At 70.8% G+C, this 16,722-nt stretch carries 19 protein-coding genes and 1 riboswitch; of the genes, 9 read left to right on the top strand and 10 right to left on the bottom strand.

Going from position 1 to position 16,722, the window contains the following annotated elements:
- Nucleotides 1-3: 3 nt before the first annotated feature.
- Nucleotides 4-1,452 carry an ankyrin repeat domain-containing protein gene (locus ABZ470_RS14215; RefSeq protein WP_362911592.1) on the bottom strand — a complete coding sequence of 483 codons (1,449 nt, stop codon included), beginning with the start codon at nucleotides 1,450-1,452 and terminating at the stop codon, nucleotides 4-6.
- A 96-nt stretch (nucleotides 1,453-1,548) separates the two neighbouring features.
- On the opposite strand from ABZ470_RS14215, the gene ABZ470_RS14210 reads away from it, so the two are divergent.
- The 3 genes from ABZ470_RS14210 to ABZ470_RS14200 all read left to right on the top strand — a co-directional run bounded on the left by ABZ470_RS14210 (nucleotide 1,549) and on the right by ABZ470_RS14200 (nucleotide 3,685).
- Complete coding sequence (locus ABZ470_RS14210) at nucleotides 1,549-2,265, top strand: DUF1707 domain-containing protein (protein WP_362911591.1); 717 nt, start codon at nucleotides 1,549-1,551, stop codon at nucleotides 2,263-2,265.
- A gap of 92 nt (nucleotides 2,266-2,357) precedes the next feature.
- On the top strand, nucleotides 2,358-2,861 hold the full coding sequence (locus ABZ470_RS14205; RefSeq protein ID WP_362911590.1) for a SigE family RNA polymerase sigma factor: 504 nt from the start codon (nucleotides 2,358-2,360) through the stop codon (nucleotides 2,859-2,861).
- Nucleotides 2,858-3,685: a hypothetical protein gene (locus ABZ470_RS14200; RefSeq protein WP_362911589.1), complete on the top strand. Its 828-nt coding sequence runs from the start codon at nucleotides 2,858-2,860 to the stop codon at nucleotides 3,683-3,685. The genes ABZ470_RS14205 and ABZ470_RS14200 overlap by 4 nt, the downstream gene beginning before the upstream one ends.
- On the opposite strand, the gene ABZ470_RS14195 is transcribed toward ABZ470_RS14200, so the two are convergent.
- From ABZ470_RS14195 to ABZ470_RS14175, 5 genes are all read right to left on the bottom strand, one after another.
- Nucleotides 3,671-4,441 carry a sirohydrochlorin chelatase gene (locus tag ABZ470_RS14195; protein ID WP_352011324.1) on the bottom strand — a complete coding sequence of 257 codons (771 nt, stop codon included), beginning with the start codon at nucleotides 4,439-4,441 and terminating at the stop codon, nucleotides 3,671-3,673. The genes ABZ470_RS14200 and ABZ470_RS14195 overlap by 15 nt on opposite strands.
- Complete coding sequence (locus ABZ470_RS14190; RefSeq protein WP_352011325.1) at nucleotides 4,438-5,166, bottom strand: phosphoadenylyl-sulfate reductase; 729 nt, start codon at nucleotides 5,164-5,166, stop codon at nucleotides 4,438-4,440. The genes ABZ470_RS14195 and ABZ470_RS14190 overlap by 4 nt, the downstream gene beginning before the upstream one ends.
- On the bottom strand, nucleotides 5,163-5,306 hold the full coding sequence (locus ABZ470_RS14185; RefSeq protein ID WP_184616917.1) for an Insertion element protein: 144 nt from the start codon (nucleotides 5,304-5,306) through the stop codon (nucleotides 5,163-5,165). Before ABZ470_RS14185 ends, ABZ470_RS14190 begins: the two co-directional genes overlap by 4 nt.
- A gap of 28 nt (nucleotides 5,307-5,334) precedes the next feature.
- Entirely contained in the window at nucleotides 5,335-7,017 is a 1,683-nt protein-coding gene (locus tag ABZ470_RS14180) for a nitrite/sulfite reductase (RefSeq protein WP_362911588.1), read from the bottom strand.
- Between the two features lie 363 nt (nucleotides 7,018-7,380).
- On the bottom strand, nucleotides 7,381-7,527 hold the full coding sequence (locus ABZ470_RS14175) for a hypothetical protein (RefSeq protein ID WP_352011327.1): 147 nt from the start codon (nucleotides 7,525-7,527) through the stop codon (nucleotides 7,381-7,383).
- 129 nt (nucleotides 7,528-7,656) lie between these two features.
- On the opposite strand from ABZ470_RS14175, the gene ABZ470_RS14170 reads away from it, so the two are divergent.
- The 6 genes from ABZ470_RS14170 to ABZ470_RS14145 all read left to right on the top strand — a co-directional run bounded on the left by ABZ470_RS14170 (nucleotide 7,657) and on the right by ABZ470_RS14145 (nucleotide 12,754).
- Nucleotides 7,657-8,055: a YccF domain-containing protein gene (locus ABZ470_RS14170; RefSeq protein ID WP_352011328.1), complete on the top strand. Its 399-nt coding sequence runs from the start codon at nucleotides 7,657-7,659 to the stop codon at nucleotides 8,053-8,055.
- A 79-nt stretch (nucleotides 8,056-8,134) separates the two neighbouring features.
- Nucleotides 8,135-9,100, top strand: coding sequence for a YihY/virulence factor BrkB family protein (locus ABZ470_RS14165; protein WP_352011329.1), 966 nt, complete (start codon nucleotides 8,135-8,137; stop codon nucleotides 9,098-9,100).
- A gap of 18 nt (nucleotides 9,101-9,118) precedes the next feature.
- Nucleotides 9,119-9,199: riboswitch (ZMP/ZTP riboswitch) on the top strand.
- A gap of 33 nt (nucleotides 9,200-9,232) precedes the next feature.
- Nucleotides 9,233-10,489: a serine hydroxymethyltransferase gene (gene glyA / locus ABZ470_RS14160; RefSeq protein WP_352011330.1), complete on the top strand. Its 1,257-nt coding sequence runs from the start codon at nucleotides 9,233-9,235 to the stop codon at nucleotides 10,487-10,489.
- 301 nt (nucleotides 10,490-10,790) lie between these two features.
- Nucleotides 10,791-11,909 (top strand): ribosome small subunit-dependent GTPase A, encoded by a 1,119-nt coding sequence (gene rsgA / locus ABZ470_RS14155; RefSeq protein WP_362911587.1) that lies wholly within the window; start codon nucleotides 10,791-10,793, stop codon nucleotides 11,907-11,909.
- 179 nt (nucleotides 11,910-12,088) lie between these two features.
- On the top strand, nucleotides 12,089-12,457 hold the full coding sequence (locus ABZ470_RS14150) for a hypothetical protein (protein ID WP_352011332.1): 369 nt from the start codon (nucleotides 12,089-12,091) through the stop codon (nucleotides 12,455-12,457).
- Between the two features lie 51 nt (nucleotides 12,458-12,508).
- Entirely contained in the window at nucleotides 12,509-12,754 is a 246-nt protein-coding gene (locus tag ABZ470_RS14145; RefSeq protein WP_352011333.1) for a hypothetical protein, read from the top strand.
- Nucleotides 12,755-12,851: 97 nt separating this feature from the next.
- On the opposite strand, the gene ABZ470_RS14140 is transcribed toward ABZ470_RS14145, so the two are convergent.
- From ABZ470_RS14140 to ABZ470_RS14125, 4 genes are all read right to left on the bottom strand, one after another.
- Nucleotides 12,852-13,166 (bottom strand): WhiB family transcriptional regulator, encoded by a 315-nt coding sequence (locus ABZ470_RS14140; RefSeq protein ID WP_012893126.1) that lies wholly within the window; start codon nucleotides 13,164-13,166, stop codon nucleotides 12,852-12,854.
- Between the two features lie 103 nt (nucleotides 13,167-13,269).
- Complete coding sequence (locus ABZ470_RS14135) at nucleotides 13,270-14,184, bottom strand: sucrase ferredoxin (protein ID WP_362775555.1); 915 nt, start codon at nucleotides 14,182-14,184, stop codon at nucleotides 13,270-13,272.
- Between the two features lie 426 nt (nucleotides 14,185-14,610).
- Nucleotides 14,611-16,104, bottom strand: a complete 1,494-nt coding sequence (locus tag ABZ470_RS14130) for a glycerol-3-phosphate dehydrogenase/oxidase (protein WP_362911586.1) — start codon at nucleotides 16,102-16,104, stop codon at nucleotides 14,611-14,613.
- Entirely contained in the window at nucleotides 16,101-16,676 is a 576-nt protein-coding gene (locus ABZ470_RS14125) for a TetR/AcrR family transcriptional regulator (protein WP_352011336.1), read from the bottom strand. Before ABZ470_RS14125 ends, ABZ470_RS14130 begins: the two co-directional genes overlap by 4 nt.
- Nucleotides 16,677-16,722 lie beyond the last annotated feature (46 nt).

Raw genomic sequence — 16,722 nt, 5'->3', positions numbered from 1 at the left:
CAGTCAGGCCTCCTTGACCAGGTCGCGCAGGTAGTCGTCGTCCTCGTCGCTCTCGGCGAGGACCCGCTCGACCCCCCGCTTGGCCCGCGGGTCGCCGCGCACCAGCAGGCCGCGCGTCGCCTCGGCCACCGTGCCCAGCTCCTCGTCGCCGAGTCGCGCCGCCAGCGCGTCACGGATCGGCTCGCCGTCCTCGGACAGCCCGGCCAGGCCCATGGTCGCCCACTCGCGCACCTCCTCGTCGGGGTCCTCGCTCATCGAGAGGAGCAGCGCGAGCCCCTCGGCGTGGCCGGGCGGCAGCACGGCGGCCAGCGCGGCCGGGTCGGCCTGGGTGCGGGTCCAGCCCGGGGCGGTGACGATCTCCAGCACCTCGGGCAGGGAGCGGGGGTCGGCGTGGTGGCCGAGCGCGCCGAGCACCGAGCGCAGCACCCGCTCGTCGCCCTCGGTGGCCGCCATCCGCCGCAGGATCGGCAGGGTCCGGTCGAGGAAGGGCCGCTCGTCGTCGGTGAAGCCGAACTCGGCGAGCACGTCGACGCCGAACTCCCGCCTGCGCGGGTCCTCACTGACGCACAACCGCGCCGCGGCCTCGAACGTCTCCTCGTCCGCGCGCTTGCTCAGCGCGCCCGCGATCGTCCACCAGGTCTCCGCCTCCTCGTCGACGTCCCGGTACGGCAGCGCCCGCTCGACCAGCGTCTCGACGCCGGGAAGCTGACCGGTCGCCTCCTCCAGGAGGGTCGCGACGGCCGCGTGGCCGCGCTGGCAGCGCAGCTCGGCCAGCCGTTCCCCGTCCTGGCTCACGGCGGCGACGGTCACCAGGTCGGTGCCGTCGGAGGCCCGGCTGCGGCCGACGACGAACTGGGAGTCCTCGGGGACCTGCTCGGTGAGCTGTTCGAGCAGCGCGCTCTCCAGCTGGGTGCCCAGCCAGTCGTAGGCGATGGCCAGCGGGGTGTCGCCCTCGCCGTCGGGCCTGTCGGCCTCGGCCCCGCGCTCCAGGAGCACCCGCGTCGCGCCGAGCGCCCCGCGCCTGGCGGCCAGGGTGAGCGCGGTCTCGCCGCTCTCGTTGGCCTCCTCCGGGTCGGCCCCGGCGTCCAGCAGCGCCGTGAGGGCCTCCTCCCGGCCGTTCGAGGCGGCCCAGAGCAGCGCGGTCCAGCCGTCCTCCTCCCTGGCCGAGGGGTCGGCCCCGGCGCGGAGCAGCGCCTCCACGGTCTCGACACGGCCCAGGGCGGCGGCCGCGCACAGGGGCAGGCCCTCCTCCTCGCCGCCGCTGATCCTGCCGGGGTCGGCCCCGTGCGCCAGCAACGCCTCGACGATCGCCGTCCTGCCGCCCGCGGCGGCGGCGTACAGCGCCGTGCTGTGCCCGGCCGCCTCGGGGTCGGCGCCGAGGCCGTCCCGGAGCAGGCGCTCGACGCGCTCGACGTCACCGCGGGCGACCGCCTCAAGAAGTTCTTGGTACATGAGGGGACCCTAACCTGTTCCCGCCCTCCTCAGGGGCGGTCATGTCCTCCTCAGGGAGGAGCCGTTGACCGGACAACTCGCGATATGTTGTGAGTTATGAGCGATCCCGGTGCGATGCGAATCTCGGACGCCGAGCGGGAGGCCACCGTCGAGTGGCTGCGTGTCGCCTCCGTCGAGGGGCGGCTGACGCTCGGGGAGCTGACCGAGCGCACCGAGGCGGCCTACACCGCCGTCACCCAGGCCGAGCTGGCCGTCATCACCTCGGACCTGCCCGGCGCAGGACGCTCAGCCCCGGCTCCCGCCCCCGCCTACGAGCCGCAGGGGCGGCCCCCGGGAAGGGTGCGGAAGTGGTTCGTCGCGGTGATGAGCGAGTCGAAGCGCCGCGGCAAGTGGCGCATCGACCAGGGGCTCGGCGCGGTCGCCGTGATGGGCGGGGTCGTCCTCGACCTGCGCGAGGCCGAGGTCCGCACCGACGTGGTCGACATCGTCGTCACCGCGGTCATGGGCGAGGTGAAGATCATCGTGCCGGACGGCGTGGACGTCGAGCTGGACGGCATCGCGATCATGGGGGAGAAGAAGGTCAAGGTCAACGAGGCGCCGCCCGGCGTGAACGCGCCGCTGATCCGGGTCAAGGCGTACGTGCTCATGGGCGAACTCAAGGTGATCGGCGACTCCAGGACCAAGCCCCTGAAGAAGCAGTGGGCCGCCTGGCGGGAGCAGTGGCGGGAAATGCGCGGAGAGCTCACGGGGGAACAGCACGGTCCCGGCTCACACGGCTGGCACGGCTCCGACCGCCGCGACGACCGGCGCTAGCCTCCCCCCGCCGTCCCGTACGGCCGTGCAACGTTCCCGGGGGTCCGGACGGTAGTGATCGGTGAACATCACCGATCAGTGAGGACCATCGGATGCGAGACCGGGCCGACTTCGAAGGCTACGTCGCGCAACGCTCGGCCCGTCTGCTGCGCACCGCCTATCTGCTCTGCCGCGACTGGGGGCAGGCGGAGGACCTGACGCAGACGGCGCTGGCCAAGGCGTGGCTCGCCTGGCGCAGGGTGCGCGACGACCCCGACCCGTATGTGTACCGGATCCTGGCCAACACCCACGCGAGCTGGTGGCGCAGGAGATGGCGGTCGGAGATCCCGACAGGGAGCCTGCCGGAGAACGTCCTGGAGGACCCCTTGGACGGATTCGGCGTCCGCGAGGAACTCCGTACGGCACTGGCCGCCCTGCCCGCCAAGCAGCGGGCGGTGCTGGTGCTGCGTTACTACGCGGACCTGCCGGACGGGCAGATCGCCGAGATCCTCGGCTGCTCGGCGGTCACCGTACGCAGCCAGGCCGCCAGGGCGCTGGCCAAGCTGCGCGTCGATCCCGCGGCCAGGGCCGCGGCCACCCTCGGGGAGCTGACATGACGAACATCGAATCCGAGCTGCGCGACCTGCTGCGACAGGACGCCGAGCGGTGGGAGGGCGCCGGGGGCGGCGTCACCGTCGCCCGGGTCCACGAGCGCGTCCGCGGGATCAGACGGCGCAGGATCGGCCTGCTCGGCGGTGCCGCCGGGGTGGGGCTCGCCGTCGCCGCCACCCTGATCCTGCCGGCCACCGGGGCCCCGGAGAGCACGGACGACACCTGGAACGGCGTCATGTCCGCGGTCTCCTCACCCGGCTACGGCGTCGCCTCCAGGAGCAAGGTCGTCCTCGACAAGCGGTTCACCAAGATGGGCGAGCGCGTCGCCTTCGACATCCCCAGAAAGACGGACCGGGGCAACGCGACGGCGATGATCTCCTGCCCGCGCGGGGCGGAACTGCTCTACTGGGAGGACGGCGTCTACCGCAACGCCCTGTCATGCGCCGAATGGCTGCCCGGCACCGACAAGAAGTTCAGAGACGGCGTCAACCTGACCGTGCGACGGGGCTCGCGCTTCGAGGTCGCCGTGCTCCCGGCGGGTTCCGTCGCCCAGCTGGGCAGGACACTCGTCACCGGGGAGGACGCGCGCCGGGTGCTCGACCTCGCGGACGGGGGGCGGGCCGACATGCGGTTCAGGGTCACCGACACGTGGATCGAACCCTGCGAGAACGGACCCGACTGCACCTTCGTGGACGGGAGCACCCCTGAGCCCACGGTGACCGTGACCGTCACTCCCAGCCCTCCCAAGCCCTCGCCCTCCGTCACCATCACGATCACCATCACCCCCGTCCATCCCACCACCGGTGGAACGGGGTCAGGCGGTGGCTGAGCGCTCCAGCCCGCCCAGGGCCTGCTCGTAACGTTCGATTAACACGGTGGCCAGCTCGGGGGCGGCGCCGAGGACGTCCGCGACGACCTCGGCGCCCACGGCCGTCGTGTCACGGCGGATCTTGTCGGCGAAGTGGCCGGGGGCCAGCAGGTAGGGGGCCACGACCACCCGAGGGGCCCCCGCGCGCAGCAGCCGTAGGACCTCCTCCTGCGGCGTCGGCTCCGCGGCCGTGGCGTAGGCGGCGGTCACCGACCACCAGCCCCGGCGCCGTCCCCACTGGGCGGCCACCCCGGCGACCGTCGCGTTGGCGCTGCGGCTGCTCGACCCGGCCGAGACCAGCACGACCGCGGTCGAGGGGTCCCCCGCCTCGACCCCCGCCTCGGCCAGACGCCGCTCAAGGGCGGTGACCAGCAGCGGGTGCGGGCCGAGCGTCGCGCCCCTGTGCACACGCAGCCTGGGGTTACGGGCCGTGGCCTCGGCCAGCGCGCCGGGGATGTCGACCCGGCTGTGGTAGGCCTCGGTGAGCAGCAGCGGCAGCACCGCCGCCTCGCCCAGCCCCGAGAGCGCCATGGCGAGCGTCGGCGGGGCGTGGTCGAGGTAGGCGGTGCGCACCGGGATCTCGGGACGGGCGCGCCGTACGAGGTCGAGAAGTTCCTCGACCGTCGCGGCGGCGCGCGGGTCGCGGGACCCGTGCGCCACCGCGATCAGGGGCGGTGCCGACGTCACGCCACGCGGGCGCCACGTCACGGACGTCATAGATGCAGCCCGCATTCCGTCTTGCCCATCCCCGCCCAGCGGCCGCTGCGCGGGTCCTCGCCGGGCGCCACCTGACGGGTGCAGGGCGCGCAGCCGATCGAGGGGTAGTTGTCGTAGTGCAGCGGGTTGATCAGCACGCCGTTGTCGGCCATGTAGTTGTCGACGTCCTCCTGCGTCCAGCGGGCGATCGGGTTGATCTTCACCATCTGGCGCTTGGCGTCCCACTCGACGACCTTGACCCCGGCGCGGGTGCTGGCCTCGTCACGGCGGATGCCGGAGATCCAGGCGAGGTACGGCTCAAGGGCGCGGTTGAGCGGCTCGACCTTGCGCAGGTAGCAGCACAGGTCGGGATTGCGCCCGAACAGGCGGGGACCGAGGTCGCGCTCCTGCTCGGCCACCGTCCTGGACGGCTTGACGTCGATCACGTTCACGTCGTAGACCTGCCGCACCGCGTCACGGGTGCCGATCGTCTCGGCGAAGTGGTAACCGGTGTCGATGAACAACACGTCGATCCCGGGCTTGACCCGGCTCACCAGGTCGATCAGCAGGGCGTCACTCATGGAGGAGGTGAGGCACAGCCGGTCGCCGAAGGTGGCCGCCGCCCAGCGGATGATCTCAAGCGCGGAGGCGTCCTCAAGGAAACGGGCCGCCGACTCGACGATGTCCTGCAGGTCCAGCGTGCCGCGCTGCTGCCGTAATCCGACTTCGATGTCCACCAGGCTCATGACCGCACTCCGATTCCGAGAAACTTCAGCTTGAAGGCGCGGGCGCACGAACGGCAGTACCAGCCGCCGTCGCCCTCGTAGGGTTCGAGGTCCTCTTCGCCGCAGTAGGGGCAGTGGAAGGGGACGGCCCGCTCGCTCATCTTTGGCCCTCCCCGTACGGCAGGCCGGTCACTTGAGGTCCGCCTCGTCGGCCCGCTGGACCCACTCGGAGAAGGTCTCGCCCTCGTTTCGCTGCTTGTCGAAGTTGCGCACCACGCGCTCGACGTAGTCGGGAAGCTCCGTGGCCGTCGTCTTCAGGCCGCGGACCTTGCGGCCGAAGCCCGAGCTGACGCCCAGCGAGCCGCCCAGGTGGATCTGGTAGCCCTCGACCTGCTCGCCCTCGTCGTTGACGATGAGCTGGCCCTTGAGGCCGATGTCGGCGACCTGGACGCGCGCGCAGGAGTTCGGGCAGCCGTTGAGGTTGATCGTCAGCGGCTGCTTGAAGTCGGGAAGGCGCCTTTCGAGCTCGTCGATCAGGTTGGCGCCCGCGCCCTTGGTCTCGACGATCGCCAGCTTGCAGAACTCGATGCCCGTGCACGCCATGGTCTGGCGGCGGAAGGTGGAGGGGTTGACCCGCAGGTCGTTCGCCTCCAGCTCGGCCACGATGCTGTCGACCTGGTCGGGGGCGACGTCGAGGATGACCATCTTCTGCTCGGCCGTGGTGTGCACCCGGCCCGAGCCGTGCCGCTCGGCGATGTCGGCGATCAGGTGCAGCGTGTCACCGCTGAGACGGCCGACCTTGGGGGCGAAGCCGACGTAGAAGTTGCCGTCCTTCTGCGGGAAGACGCCCACGTGGTCCCTGCGCCCGTTGCGGGGCGGCTCGGGCGCGGGGCCGTCGGGAAGCGCGTGGCCGAGGTACTCGGTCTCCAGGACCTGCCGGAACTTCTCCGTGCCCCAGTCGCTGACCAGGAACTTCAGCCGCGCCCTGTGCCGCAGGCGACGGTAGCCGTAGTCACGGAAGATGCCGATCACGCCGGCCCAGACCGCGCTGGCCTGCTCGGGGGTGACGAAGACGCCCAGGCGCTTGGCCAGCATCGGGTTGGTCGACAGGCCGCCGCCGACCCACAGGTCGTAGCCCGCCTCACCCTTGTCGTTGACCACGCCGACGAAGGCCACGTCGTTGATCTCGTGCACCGTGCAGTGCGCCGGGCAGCCGCTCACCGCGGTCTTGAACTTGCGGGGCAGGTTGGAGTAGGCGGGGTCGCCGATGTACTTGTCGCGGATCTCCAGGACCGTCGGGGTGCCGTCCAGGACCTCCTCGGTGTCGATCCCGGCCAGCGGGCAGCCCAGGAAGGCGCGCGGGGTGTCGCCACAGGCCTCGGTCGTGGACAGGCCGACGGCTTCCAGGCGCTCCCAGATGTCGGGGACGGACTCGATCTCGATCCAGTGGAGCTGGATGTTCTGCCGGTCGGTGACGTCCGCGGTGCCCCGGCCGTAGAGGTTGGCGATGTCGGCGATGGTGCGCAGCTGCGCCAGGCTGAGCCTGCCGCCGTCGATCCGGACCCGCATCATGAAGTAGCGGTCGTCGAGCTCCTCCGGCTCCAGGATCGCGGTCTTGCCGCCGTCGATCCCGGGCCTGCGCTGGGTGTAGATCCCGTACCAGCGCATCCGGCCCCGCAGGTCTGCCGGGTCGATGGAGTCGAAGCCCTGCTTGGAGTAGATGTCGATGATGCGCTGGCGGACGTTGAGCCCGTCGTCGTTCTTCTTGAGCTCTTCGTTCTTGTTGAGCGGTTCGCGGTAACCGAGAGCCCACTGACCTTCGCCTCGCGGGCGCTTGTGGTGGCGGTTAGCCGGCCTGGCCGGGGTCGTCATGTGCGCGTCCTTTGTAAATCGGTGGAGTGATTTCCGGACACGCGCAGACGTTGCCGCCGCCTCTTCGTTGAGTGCGGGGGAGTGGCGCTCACAGAGCGATGACGTCTGTCACGCGCCCGAGCTGGATGAAATCAGCGGAGGGCGACGGTCAACGGACGTCACGACAGATGGCGCTGCGGACACGAAGCAGGTCGACGTGGCGTCGCACGACGAGCAATGGGTCCGCTGGCATGTCCATGACGATACCTTGGCGGCCCGAGATGTCCAATGCGGGGTCCGGAATCTGGACTTTCCGCATCCTTCCCTGGCGCCGTCCGCCCAGCCCTGGCGCGGCCGGGTCCACCGGGCGGGAACGGCCGGAGATCACCCCTGTCTCAGCCAGTTCGTCGCGGGCTCCGCGGGAGGTTCCTCCTCCCGGTCCCGGCGGGTCTCCGGCTGGTGCTGGCAGTCGCACCACGAGCCACCCCTGCACTCGCCGTGCCTGCGTTCCTTGCAGCTCGCGCAGATCACCCCTCCATTGTGCGGCGGCGTGGGGCGTACCCCGTGGAGCGGCACTCCGTCCGGATCAGGGGCTTTCCAGGGTTTCGCCAGGGCTGTGCCCGATGGAGTTGTCTGTCCGCTCATTGAGATGATCGGAACATGCGCACGTTGTTGAACGTCATCTGGCTGGTGTTCGCGGGGATCTGGCTGGCCCTCGGTTATGTCGTCGCGGGCGTCATCTGCTGTGTCCTGATCATCACGATCCCGTTCGGCATCGCCTCCTTCAGGATCGCCGCCTACGCGTTGTGGCCCTTCGGGCGGACCGTGGTGCGCGACCCCGAGGCGGGTTGCCTGTCGACCGTCGGGAACGTCATCTGGTGCGTCGTCGCCGGGATCTGGCTGGCCATCGGCCATGTGCTCACCTCGATCCCGCTGTTCCTGTCGATCGTCGGCATTCCGCTGGCCGTCGCGAACATCAAGCTGATCCCCGTCTCCCTGCTGCCGCTGGGCGCCCGGATCGTCGACGTGGACGACGCGGAGGCGTTTTACCGCAGGTGACGACGCGACCGACCCGAGACTCGATCGTTTGCCGCGTGAGCTCGTGATCACAGGGGCGCTGCGCATACCGTGGTGTGCCATGACCTCCACCGACGCGCCGGCGCGCAGGCGAGGGCCACGCAGGCGTGAGCCGGGCGCGGCCAGGGCACGGCTGCGCGCGGGCCTGTCCTGGGTGCGGGGAACGGACGCCTGGGCCCTGGCGCGGGCGACCACCGGCGCGGGCGTCGCCTACCGTGTCACCGGGCTGGCGGGGGAGGCCGCCTTCTTCGCCCTGCTGTCGCTGCCGCCGTTCATGCTCGGCCTGATCGGCGTGCTCGGCCGGTTCACCCGTGTCTTCGGCCCCGAGACGGTCAAGGACGTCAGCGACTGGATCGAGACGCAGGCGCATCTGCTGTTCACCGACAACGCCGTCGACAAGGTCGTCTCCCCGCTCATCGACGACGTGCTGAAACCGGAGAACCAGGTCTCCCTCATCTCCCTGGGTTTCCTGCTGGCCCTGTGGTCGGGCTCCCGGGCGCTGTTCGTCTACGTGGACCTGATCTCCCTGGCGTACGGCCTCGGGGAGGAACGCGGCATCATCCGCACCCGCCTGATGTCCTTCGGGCTCTACCTGGCGGGCCTGCTGATCGGGCTGCTGGTCATGCCGGTCCTCGTCCTCGGCCCGGTCGCGCTGCGCAGCGCGCTGCCCCCCGACTACGCGGGCCTGGTCACCGGTCTGTACTGGCCGGTCGTCGTCGCGGGCTCGGTGTTCTTCCTCACCCTCCTGTACCACGTGAGCGTCCCGGTGCGCACCCGCTGGTGGCGGGAGACACCGGGGGCCGTGCTCGCGCTGATCATCTGGATCGCCTGCGCCGCCGTGCTGCGCGCGGTGCTGGCCGCCTGGTTCTCCCCCGTCTCCATCTACGGCTCCCTCGCCGCCCCCATCGCGGTCCTGCTGTGGCTGTACATCACCGCCCTGGCCGTGCTCATCGGCGCGACGCTCAACGCGGAGGTCGACAGGCTCTGGCCGGTCGACGGCGCGGGCCGCGCAGCGCGTGCGGGGTGAGCACGAAGGGTCCGCTATCGTCTAAAGCGCGACTGGCGCATTGGGTGGGAGCGACCACCGGGGAGCGAAAAGCGGAGGCCGTACGCCTGGGTCTTCGCAGGTTGTCAACGATGACAGGGGAGTGAAGGCGCCATGGGTTCTCTATCCGACGTCGATCCGCAGATCGCCGAGCTCATCAAGGCCGAGGAGCGCCGCCAGGCCGACACGGTGAAGCTGATCGCCTCGGAGAACTACGTCTCCAAGGCGGTCCTTGAGGCCACCGGCACCGTCCTCACCAACAAGTACTCCGAGGGGTACGCGGGCAAGCGCTACTACGAGGGCCAGCAGGTCATCGACCAGATCGAGACCCTCGCCGTCGACCGCGCCAAGTCCCTGTTCGGTGTGGAGCACGCCAACGTCCAGCCCTACTCGGGCTCGCCCGCCAACCTCGCCATCTACCTGGCCTTCCTGCAGCCCGGCGACACCGTCATGGGCATGGGCCTGCCGTTCGGCGGCCACCTGACCCACGGCTGGTCGGTCTCGGCGACCGGCAAGTGGTTCAACCCGGTCCGCTACGGCGTCCGCAAGGACACCGGCCGCGTGGACATGGACGAGGTCCGTGAGATCGCCCTCCGCGAGCGCCCCAAGCTGATCTTCTGCGGCGGCACCGCCATCCCGCGCACCATCGACTTCCCCGCCTTCGCGGAGATCGCCCGTGAGGTCGGCGCCGTGCTGGCCGCCGACATCGCCCACATCGCGGGCCTGGTCGCCGGTGGCGCCCACCCGTCGCCGGTCGGCCACGCCGACGTCATCTCGACCACGACCCACAAGACCCTGCGCGGTCCCCGTGGCGCGATGCTCATGGCAAGCTCCGACGAGCACGCCACCGCGCTCAACAAGGCCGTCTTCCCCGGCCTGCAGGGCGGTCCGCACAACCACACCACCGCGGCCATCGCGGTCGCGCTGAAGGAGGCGGCGACCGACGACTTCAAGGACTACGCGCGTCAGGTCGTCCTGAACGCCCAGGCGCTGGCCGAGGAGCTCAAGAGCCGCGGCTTCGACCTGGTGTCCGGCGGCACGGACAACCACCTCATCCTGTTCGACCTGACCCCCAAGGGCATCGGTGGCAAGCCCGCCGCGCAGGCCCTGGACAAGGCCGGGCTTGAGACCAACTACAACACCGTGCCCTTCGACACGCGCAAGCCCTTCGACCCGTCCGGCATCCGCATCGGCACCGCGGGCGTGACCAGCCGAGGCATGGGCGTCACCGAGATGCGGCAGATCGGCGCCTGGATCGACCAGGTGGTCAGCGCCCTGGCCAAGGACGAGGACGAGGCAAAGCACGTCATCACCCGGGTGCACGGCGAGGTCCGTGAGCTGACGAGCCACTTCCCGGCTCCCGGCCTGTAACCCGCACGAGAGAAAGCCCCGGAGCCCGTGGTTCCGGGGCTTTCGCACGCCGTACGACCCTGCTTCCCCGGCTCGCCGGGAAAAAGGTTTGCGCGTGATGGGGGAGATCGCGCTAATGTTCTGCGGGTGGGCGTTGTCGCGCCCGTGGGCGACGCCACCGCCGCGAGCGGTGGCCGAGAGATGAGGAGGTGAGGACATGCGGGTCTTCTTCCTTGGCATGCCTTCAGCCGTCCTCCGGGTGCCCGTCTAGCCGACTTCCTTCACCGGGCACCCGACCTTCCTCGAAAAGGGTGTACCCACGTTGTCAGCTTCACGTTTTCCCGTCTCCTCCGACCTGTCCTCGCTCGGCTGGGACGACTCCCACGCCACCTCGCTGCCCGACGGGCTGATTCCCGCCAGGGTCGCGCGCGTCGACCGGGGAGCCGCCGAGATCCTGTGCGCCGAAGGCCACTTCCAGGCTCACTACGGCGCCGCCGTACGGCGGGCCGCAGCGGCCGACCCCGTCGCCCTGCCCTGTGTCGGGGACTGGGCCGGGCTCAGGAAACTCGCCGAGGGCCGTTACGAGCTTGAGGCACTGCTGCCCCGCCGTACGGCGTTCGTGCGCGGCGGTGTCGCCAGGCTCTCGCGCGGCGGCCTGTCGGGCGACTCCAGGGGGCAGGTGCTCGCGGCCAACGTCGACGTCGTCTTCGTCGCCGAACCCGCCCTGCACGCCACGGACACCGCCGACCTCGGCCGGATCGAGCGGCTGCTCGCCCTGGCCTGGGAGAGTGGTGCCCAGCCCGTCGTGCTCGTCACCAAGTCCGACCTCGCGGGGGCGAGCCTGGCCTTCCTGATGGAGGAGGTCGCCGCGGCGGCGCCCGGCGTCGAGGCGCACGCGATCTCCTCCATCACCGGAGAAGGGGTGGACATCGTGCGCGGGCACCTGGGCGGGACGCGCACCGCCGTCGTGCTCGGTGCCTCGGGCGCGGGCAAATCCACCCTGGTCAACGCGCTGGCCGGGGCGGAGGTCATGGAGACCCAGCAGGTCAGGGCCGCCGACGGCAGGGGCCGTCACACCACGGTCCACCGCGAGCTCATCCCGTTGCGCGACGGCGGGCTCATCATCGACACCCCCGGTATCCGCCGTATAGGCCTGTACGACATGGGGGAGGGCGTCGACATGGTCTTCTCCGACATCGAGGAACTGGCCGAGCGGTGCCGCTTCGCCGACTGCGGGCACGACAGCGAGCCGGGCTGCGCGGTGATCGCCGCCATCGAGGACGGCACGCTTCCCGAGCGGCGGCTGGAGAGCTGGAACAAGCTCCAGCGCGAGGCCCTGTGGATGGCGTCGCGGACCGACGCGCGCCTTCGCAAGGAGATGCAGAACCGGTGGAAGACCATCCACAAGGAGATGCGTAAGCCGGGGCGCAGCCGTCCCTGATGCCCCGGGCCGCCACAGGCCGTGGAGAACGGGAAAGACCCGGGGCGGGAGATTCCGCCCCGGGTCCGGCACGGCGCCGTGTGTTTCAGCGGACCGGGGGAGGGTCGCGTTCCTCCGGGCGCCATGCCGGTCACCGTGGGTCGTGTTTCGTTGACCCAGAGTAGGCAAACCTTGTAGGTGTGATCGCCGGTTCGTGTTCGGGAGCGCCCTCGCGGCGCCGCTGGACGGTGCCGTGGGTCCTGCTCGCCGTCTGCCTCGGGCTCTGTCTCGGCTGGCAGCCGGGTGGACTGGTGGGCCTGGTGGCCGAACGCCAGTGCGTCGAACGGGTGGAGGAGGCTCCGCACCCGGTCGACGAGACGCCCGTCTCACCCCTGGCGCACGACGCCGGGCGGGGACGTGAATCGCACCTGCCCGCACCGCGCCCCGCCGGGGACGCGCGGGCGCCGCAGGGACGGGGGCCGGAGCGGAGCGGGAACAGGGAGGACCTTCCCGCCGCCCTGCCCACCGGAGCCGGCAGGCTGATCATGATCGGTGTGTCTCGCATATAGGCCGACGTCCTGCCCACAGGCCGGTACGGAATCCATGCGAGAAGAGAGCACATGCGAGAGATCGACACTGTCGCCGAGGCCTGGGACTTCCAGTGCCTGCGCTGCCAGCACGTCTGGGGAGACCTCTACGAGACCTGCCACGCCGACGACGGGCGTCCGGTGGTGTGGCGCAGGAGGGGGATCGTCACCACTCCGCCGTGGGTCGACCAGAGTTGCCCCGAATGCTCGGCGTCCCACGTCAAACCGCTGCCCTCGCGCGGGCACCGGGACACACCGAAGATCCCACCGCGGAACTGACCGCCCGCACGCATCCATCCCTTACACGACAACGTGTGATCTCGCAGGGGAAGCAGCGAGATCACACGTCAGGGGGAAGCCGGGTGGAGGTACTTGCTCAGGCGACGGCGCTGATGCCGGCGCTGGCGGCGCGGCGCATGCGACGGCGACGCTCGGAGGCGCGCTCGTCCTCGTTCAGACCGCCCCAGGTGCCGTACTTCTCCGGACGGGACAGCGCGTAGTCCAGGCACTCCGCGCGGACCGGGCACTGGGCGCAGATCGCCTTGGCCTTCCGCTCGCGGATGTCACGCTCAGGCTGACGCTCCCCGTCAGGACCGAAGAAGAGCACGAGGTCCTCACCCCGGCACGCGGCGTCATCCTGCCAGCCCCAGCTGGGCCGGGGCCGGGCGGTCTGCCGACGTACCTGAGACATGAGAAAACCACCTTTTAGTGAGAGGTATTTCGGGTTGATGCCGCATTGGACGTTTCCGGCGTCCTTGGGTCCAACGCCTGGATAGGCCGTGATGTTCCCCAGGTCAGGTCAGGGCGGGCGTGGCGTACCGCACAGGGGTGAGCCTGTCCAGCGCGACCAGCCGATAGGTAGTGATCTCCTCGGCGCAAGCCGTACCACATGGCGTCGTCAACGTCATGGGTTCAACCACTACCCGAAAACGAACGCCACTACCGCGCACAAATGCCTCGGTGGTGGCGCCGTCCGACCTGGAGGACTCCACGGCCACTCCGCCAACCGAGAGCTCGCCCGTGTGGGCGCGGACGAAATGCTCGGCGGCCTGCAGTGGCTCAGGGATGCCTGAACGTCCCCGGAAACGGTCGAGAGTGATCTCGCCGGACCGGTACGCATCGGCTGCCGCGATCGCAGCAGCCTGAGACATGCTGCCGTAGTAGAGGCCGTGTGGCAAGCACACAAGGTTGGCGGCGTAGCGATCGCCGCCAACATGTGATGTTTCCCATACTCTGTCCGGCAAAACCTTCGCCAGGGAACGAGCTAGGGGAAGTCCAATGCGGGCGCAGCACGCGTTGCGTTTGGCATGCGTGCAGACCAGAAAAACCGGCTCACTCACAAGTATGCAGGACTCCGGGACCACTCCGGCCATCAAGGCGTCCATGTCAAGATCGTCTGGACCTGCGACGACGCCCTCGGCGAGCCAGGGCTCGGCGGCGGTCGAGTCGGCGACCATGACGTGGATGCCGCCTGTCACGGGTCTGCGGCGTCCGGGACGGCGGATGAGCTGGGGCCGGACACCGGCGGCGACGGCCCTGTCGACGAGGGCGCGCACTCCGGAGGGCAGGCGGCATTCCTCCAGGTGGGAGGCCCAGGGGCCGGGGTGCTCGACCAGTAGCCAGAAGCGGGCCCCGACGGTGGCGCTCGCCAGAACGGGCAGGTCGCCGGTATGGCAGCCCTCGGGATGCGCGCAACCCCTGAGTGTCATATCCGGAACGCTCCCCCCGGTGACGTCTTCCCAATGCATACTTAGGTAAGACTAACCTAAGGGTGTTGCGAACGTGACGGAGGAGGAGCGGGGCGATCCCTGGGTGAATCGGACGTTCACTAAATCCTGCGGTGTCCCGCTGTCAATGGAACCGCCGAATAAAGCCGTTCCCCCGTGCGGGCGCCCACACCCCTGCTTCAATGGGCGCTGTCAACGGGCTCACACCGGCGGGCGGTCGTCCGCCGTCCCGAGCCGGCGGTCATGGGGTGGTGGTGGGCCACCGCTCCAGGTCCGCCGGGAGGGGCCCGGTGCCCTGAACCTCCCCCAGTCTCTTCCCTGTTCTTCCGTGATCTTTTCTGTGCCCCTTTCCGTGATCCCAGGTGACCCCCGCATGGGCGCACGGAAGTCGTCATACGGCGCCGCCGTTCAGCGGTCGAGCGCCGCCCGCGCCGCGGGCAGGGCCACGGCCCTGTCCTCGGCGACCAGCCCGATACGGGTGCGGCGGTCGAGCAGGTCGTCGACGTCGAGGGCGCCTTCGTGCCTGACGGCCCAGACCAGCTCGGCCCGGGTCACCCCGGTCGGCAGCGGTTCGGCCAGTGCCGGGTCCTCCCGTGTCAGTGCCTGTACCGCCGCCGCCTCACTCCCGTAACGCTCGGCCAGACGTCCGGGTGTCCCGCTTCCCCCGGTCGCGCCGACCAGGGGCAGGCGGGCCGTACGGCTGCCGCCCGCCGGCAGGTCGCGCAGCCGTACCACCAGGTCGACCGCGTCCTGCGCCATCCGCCGGTAGGTGGTCAGCTTGCCCCCGGCGACCGTCACGACCCCGTCGCGGGAGACCGAGAGCGCGTGCCTCCTCGACAGGTCCGCGGTGCGTCCCTCGGCGTCGAGCAGCGGGCGCAGCCCGGCGTAGGCCCCGGCCACCTCCCGCCTGCCGACCGCCGTTCCGAGCACCGAGTTGAGCACGCCGAGCAGGAACGTCACGTCCTCCTCCGGGACCGAGGGCACGTCCGGCACCGGGCCTTCGACCGGCTCGTCGGTGAGCCCCACGTGAACCCTGCCGTCGGCCTGGGGGAGCACCAGGACGAACCGGTTGGCCTCGCCCGGGATCGGCACGTGCAGCCCGGCGGACAGGCCCGGCAGGGTCTCGGGGCGCAGCACCAGATGGCTGCCGCGTGAGGGCCGCATCCGGACCTCGGGGACCAGTGTGCCCGCCCAGACGCCGGTCGCGTTGACGACCGCCCTGGCCCGGACCGTCAGGACCTGCCCGGTCAGCTCGTCGCGGACCAGCGCCCCGTCCCCCGTCAGTTCGAGCGCCCGGCACCGGGTCAGGATCCTGGCGCCGTGCGCGGCGGCCGTCCTGGCCAGCGCGACGACGAGTCTGGCGTCGTCGGTCAGCCGCCCGTCCCAGGACAGCAGCGCGCCGCGCAGGCCCCGGGACTCCAGGCCGGGCACCAGGCGCAGCGCCGTCCCCGCGGAAACCCTTGAGGGGCCGGGCAGCAGGCGCCTGGGCGTGCGCGCGGCGATCCGCAGCCCGTCTCCGAGCCGGTAGCCGGTCATCACCGTCGCCGCCCGGCCCCGGGAGACGGACGGGGTGAGCGGCAGCAGGTACGGCTGGGCCCGTACCAGATGGGGGGCGGTGCGGGTGAGCAGGACGCCGCGTTCGACGGCGCTCTCCCGCGCCACCCCGACCTGTCCTCTGGCCAGGTAGCGCAGGCCGCCGTGGACCATCTTCGAACTCCACCGTGAGGTGCCGGAGGCCAGGTCCCCCGCGTCGATCGCCGCGACGGACAGACCCCGCGAGGCCGCGTCGAGCGCGGCGCCCGTCCCGGTGACGCCGAGTCCGACGACCAGCACGTCGACCACGAGGCCGGGGAGTCCGGCCAGCTCGCGGGCCCGCCGCGCCGCGTTGAGGGAGGAGTTCACGGCCGCAGGTACCTTTCCAGGAGTTCGGTCAGCTCGGCGTCGAGGGCGTCCCCGGTGAGCGGGGCCAGCAGTACGGGGCCGGACAGCAGGAACGACTGGGCGGTGAGCACGACCGTCCCGGCCAGCCGCGCCGGGTCGCCGGGCCGTACGGTGCCCCGCTCCTGGCCCCTGGCGACGGCCGAGCCGACCAGCGACAGCATCACCTCGTGGCTGGCGCCCCTGCGCCACAGCAGGTACGGCAGGAGCAGTTCGGGGTCCACCTCGACGATCTTGCGCCAGAGCGGGTGGCCGCGCAGCGCGCCGACGGTCGCGACCGCGGCGGTCACCGGGTCCTCGGTGGCGAAGCGGCCTGCGACGCGCAGCCACTCGCGGGTCATCAGGTCGGCGACCAGGGCGTGCACGTCGGGCCAGCGCCGGTAGATCGTCATGCGGGACAGCCCGGCCCTGCGGGCCACGTCGGTGAGCGTGGTCCGCCTGACACCGACCGCGAGCACCACCTCCCTGGCCGCGTCGAGCACCGGGTCGGCGGGTGTTCCGCCCTCTACGGGGTCATTGTGACGAATGGACGCCATATGTCACAGTGTAGAGGTGGACACTCCCAAGAAAACAGCCGAGCCC

The organism is Streptosporangium sp. NPDC020072, assembly GCF_040631445.1.
GTDB lineage: Bacteria > Actinomycetota > Actinomycetes > Streptosporangiales > Streptosporangiaceae > Streptosporangium.
Note: the sequence above shows the minus strand (reverse complement) of the source record. Positions and strands in the feature narration are given on the sequence as shown.

Excerpts from the sequence above, each read along its gene's own strand:
- ABZ470_RS14205 (WP_362911590.1), top strand. The coding sequence starts at position 2,358 with ATGCGAGACCGGGCCGACTTCGAAGGCTACGTCGCGCAACGCTCGGCC.
- ABZ470_RS14135 (WP_362775555.1), bottom strand. The coding sequence starts at position 14,184 with ATGACACTCAGGGGTTGCGCGCATCCCGAGGGCTGCCATACCGGCGAC.
- ABZ470_RS14165 (WP_352011329.1), top strand. The coding sequence starts at position 8,135 with ATGACCTCCACCGACGCGCCGGCGCGCAGGCGAGGGCCACGCAGGCGT.
- ABZ470_RS14185 (WP_184616917.1), bottom strand. The coding sequence starts at position 5,306 with ATGAGCGAGCGGGCCGTCCCCTTCCACTGCCCCTACTGCGGCGAAGAG.
- ABZ470_RS14125 (WP_352011336.1), bottom strand. The coding sequence starts at position 16,676 with ATGGCGTCCATTCGTCACAATGACCCCGTAGAGGGCGGAACACCCGCC.
- ABZ470_RS14210 (WP_362911591.1), top strand. The coding sequence starts at position 1,549 with ATGAGCGATCCCGGTGCGATGCGAATCTCGGACGCCGAGCGGGAGGCC.
- ABZ470_RS14180 (WP_362911588.1), bottom strand. The coding sequence starts at position 7,017 with ATGACGACCCCGGCCAGGCCGGCTAACCGCCACCACAAGCGCCCGCGA.
- ABZ470_RS14140 (WP_012893126.1), bottom strand. The coding sequence starts at position 13,166 with ATGTCTCAGGTACGTCGGCAGACCGCCCGGCCCCGGCCCAGCTGGGGC.
- ABZ470_RS14145 (WP_352011333.1), top strand. The coding sequence starts at position 12,509 with ATGCGAGAGATCGACACTGTCGCCGAGGCCTGGGACTTCCAGTGCCTG.
- glyA (WP_352011330.1), top strand. The coding sequence starts at position 9,233 with ATGGGTTCTCTATCCGACGTCGATCCGCAGATCGCCGAGCTCATCAAG.
- ABZ470_RS14200 (WP_362911589.1), top strand. The coding sequence starts at position 2,858 with ATGACGAACATCGAATCCGAGCTGCGCGACCTGCTGCGACAGGACGCC.
- ABZ470_RS14215 (WP_362911592.1), bottom strand. The coding sequence starts at position 1,452 with ATGTACCAAGAACTTCTTGAGGCGGTCGCCCGCGGTGACGTCGAGCGC.
- ABZ470_RS14190 (WP_352011325.1), bottom strand. The coding sequence starts at position 5,166 with ATGAGCCTGGTGGACATCGAAGTCGGATTACGGCAGCAGCGCGGCACG.
- ABZ470_RS14195 (WP_352011324.1), bottom strand. The coding sequence starts at position 4,441 with ATGACGTCCGTGACGTGGCGCCCGCGTGGCGTGACGTCGGCACCGCCC.
- ABZ470_RS14170 (WP_352011328.1), top strand. The coding sequence starts at position 7,657 with ATGCGCACGTTGTTGAACGTCATCTGGCTGGTGTTCGCGGGGATCTGG.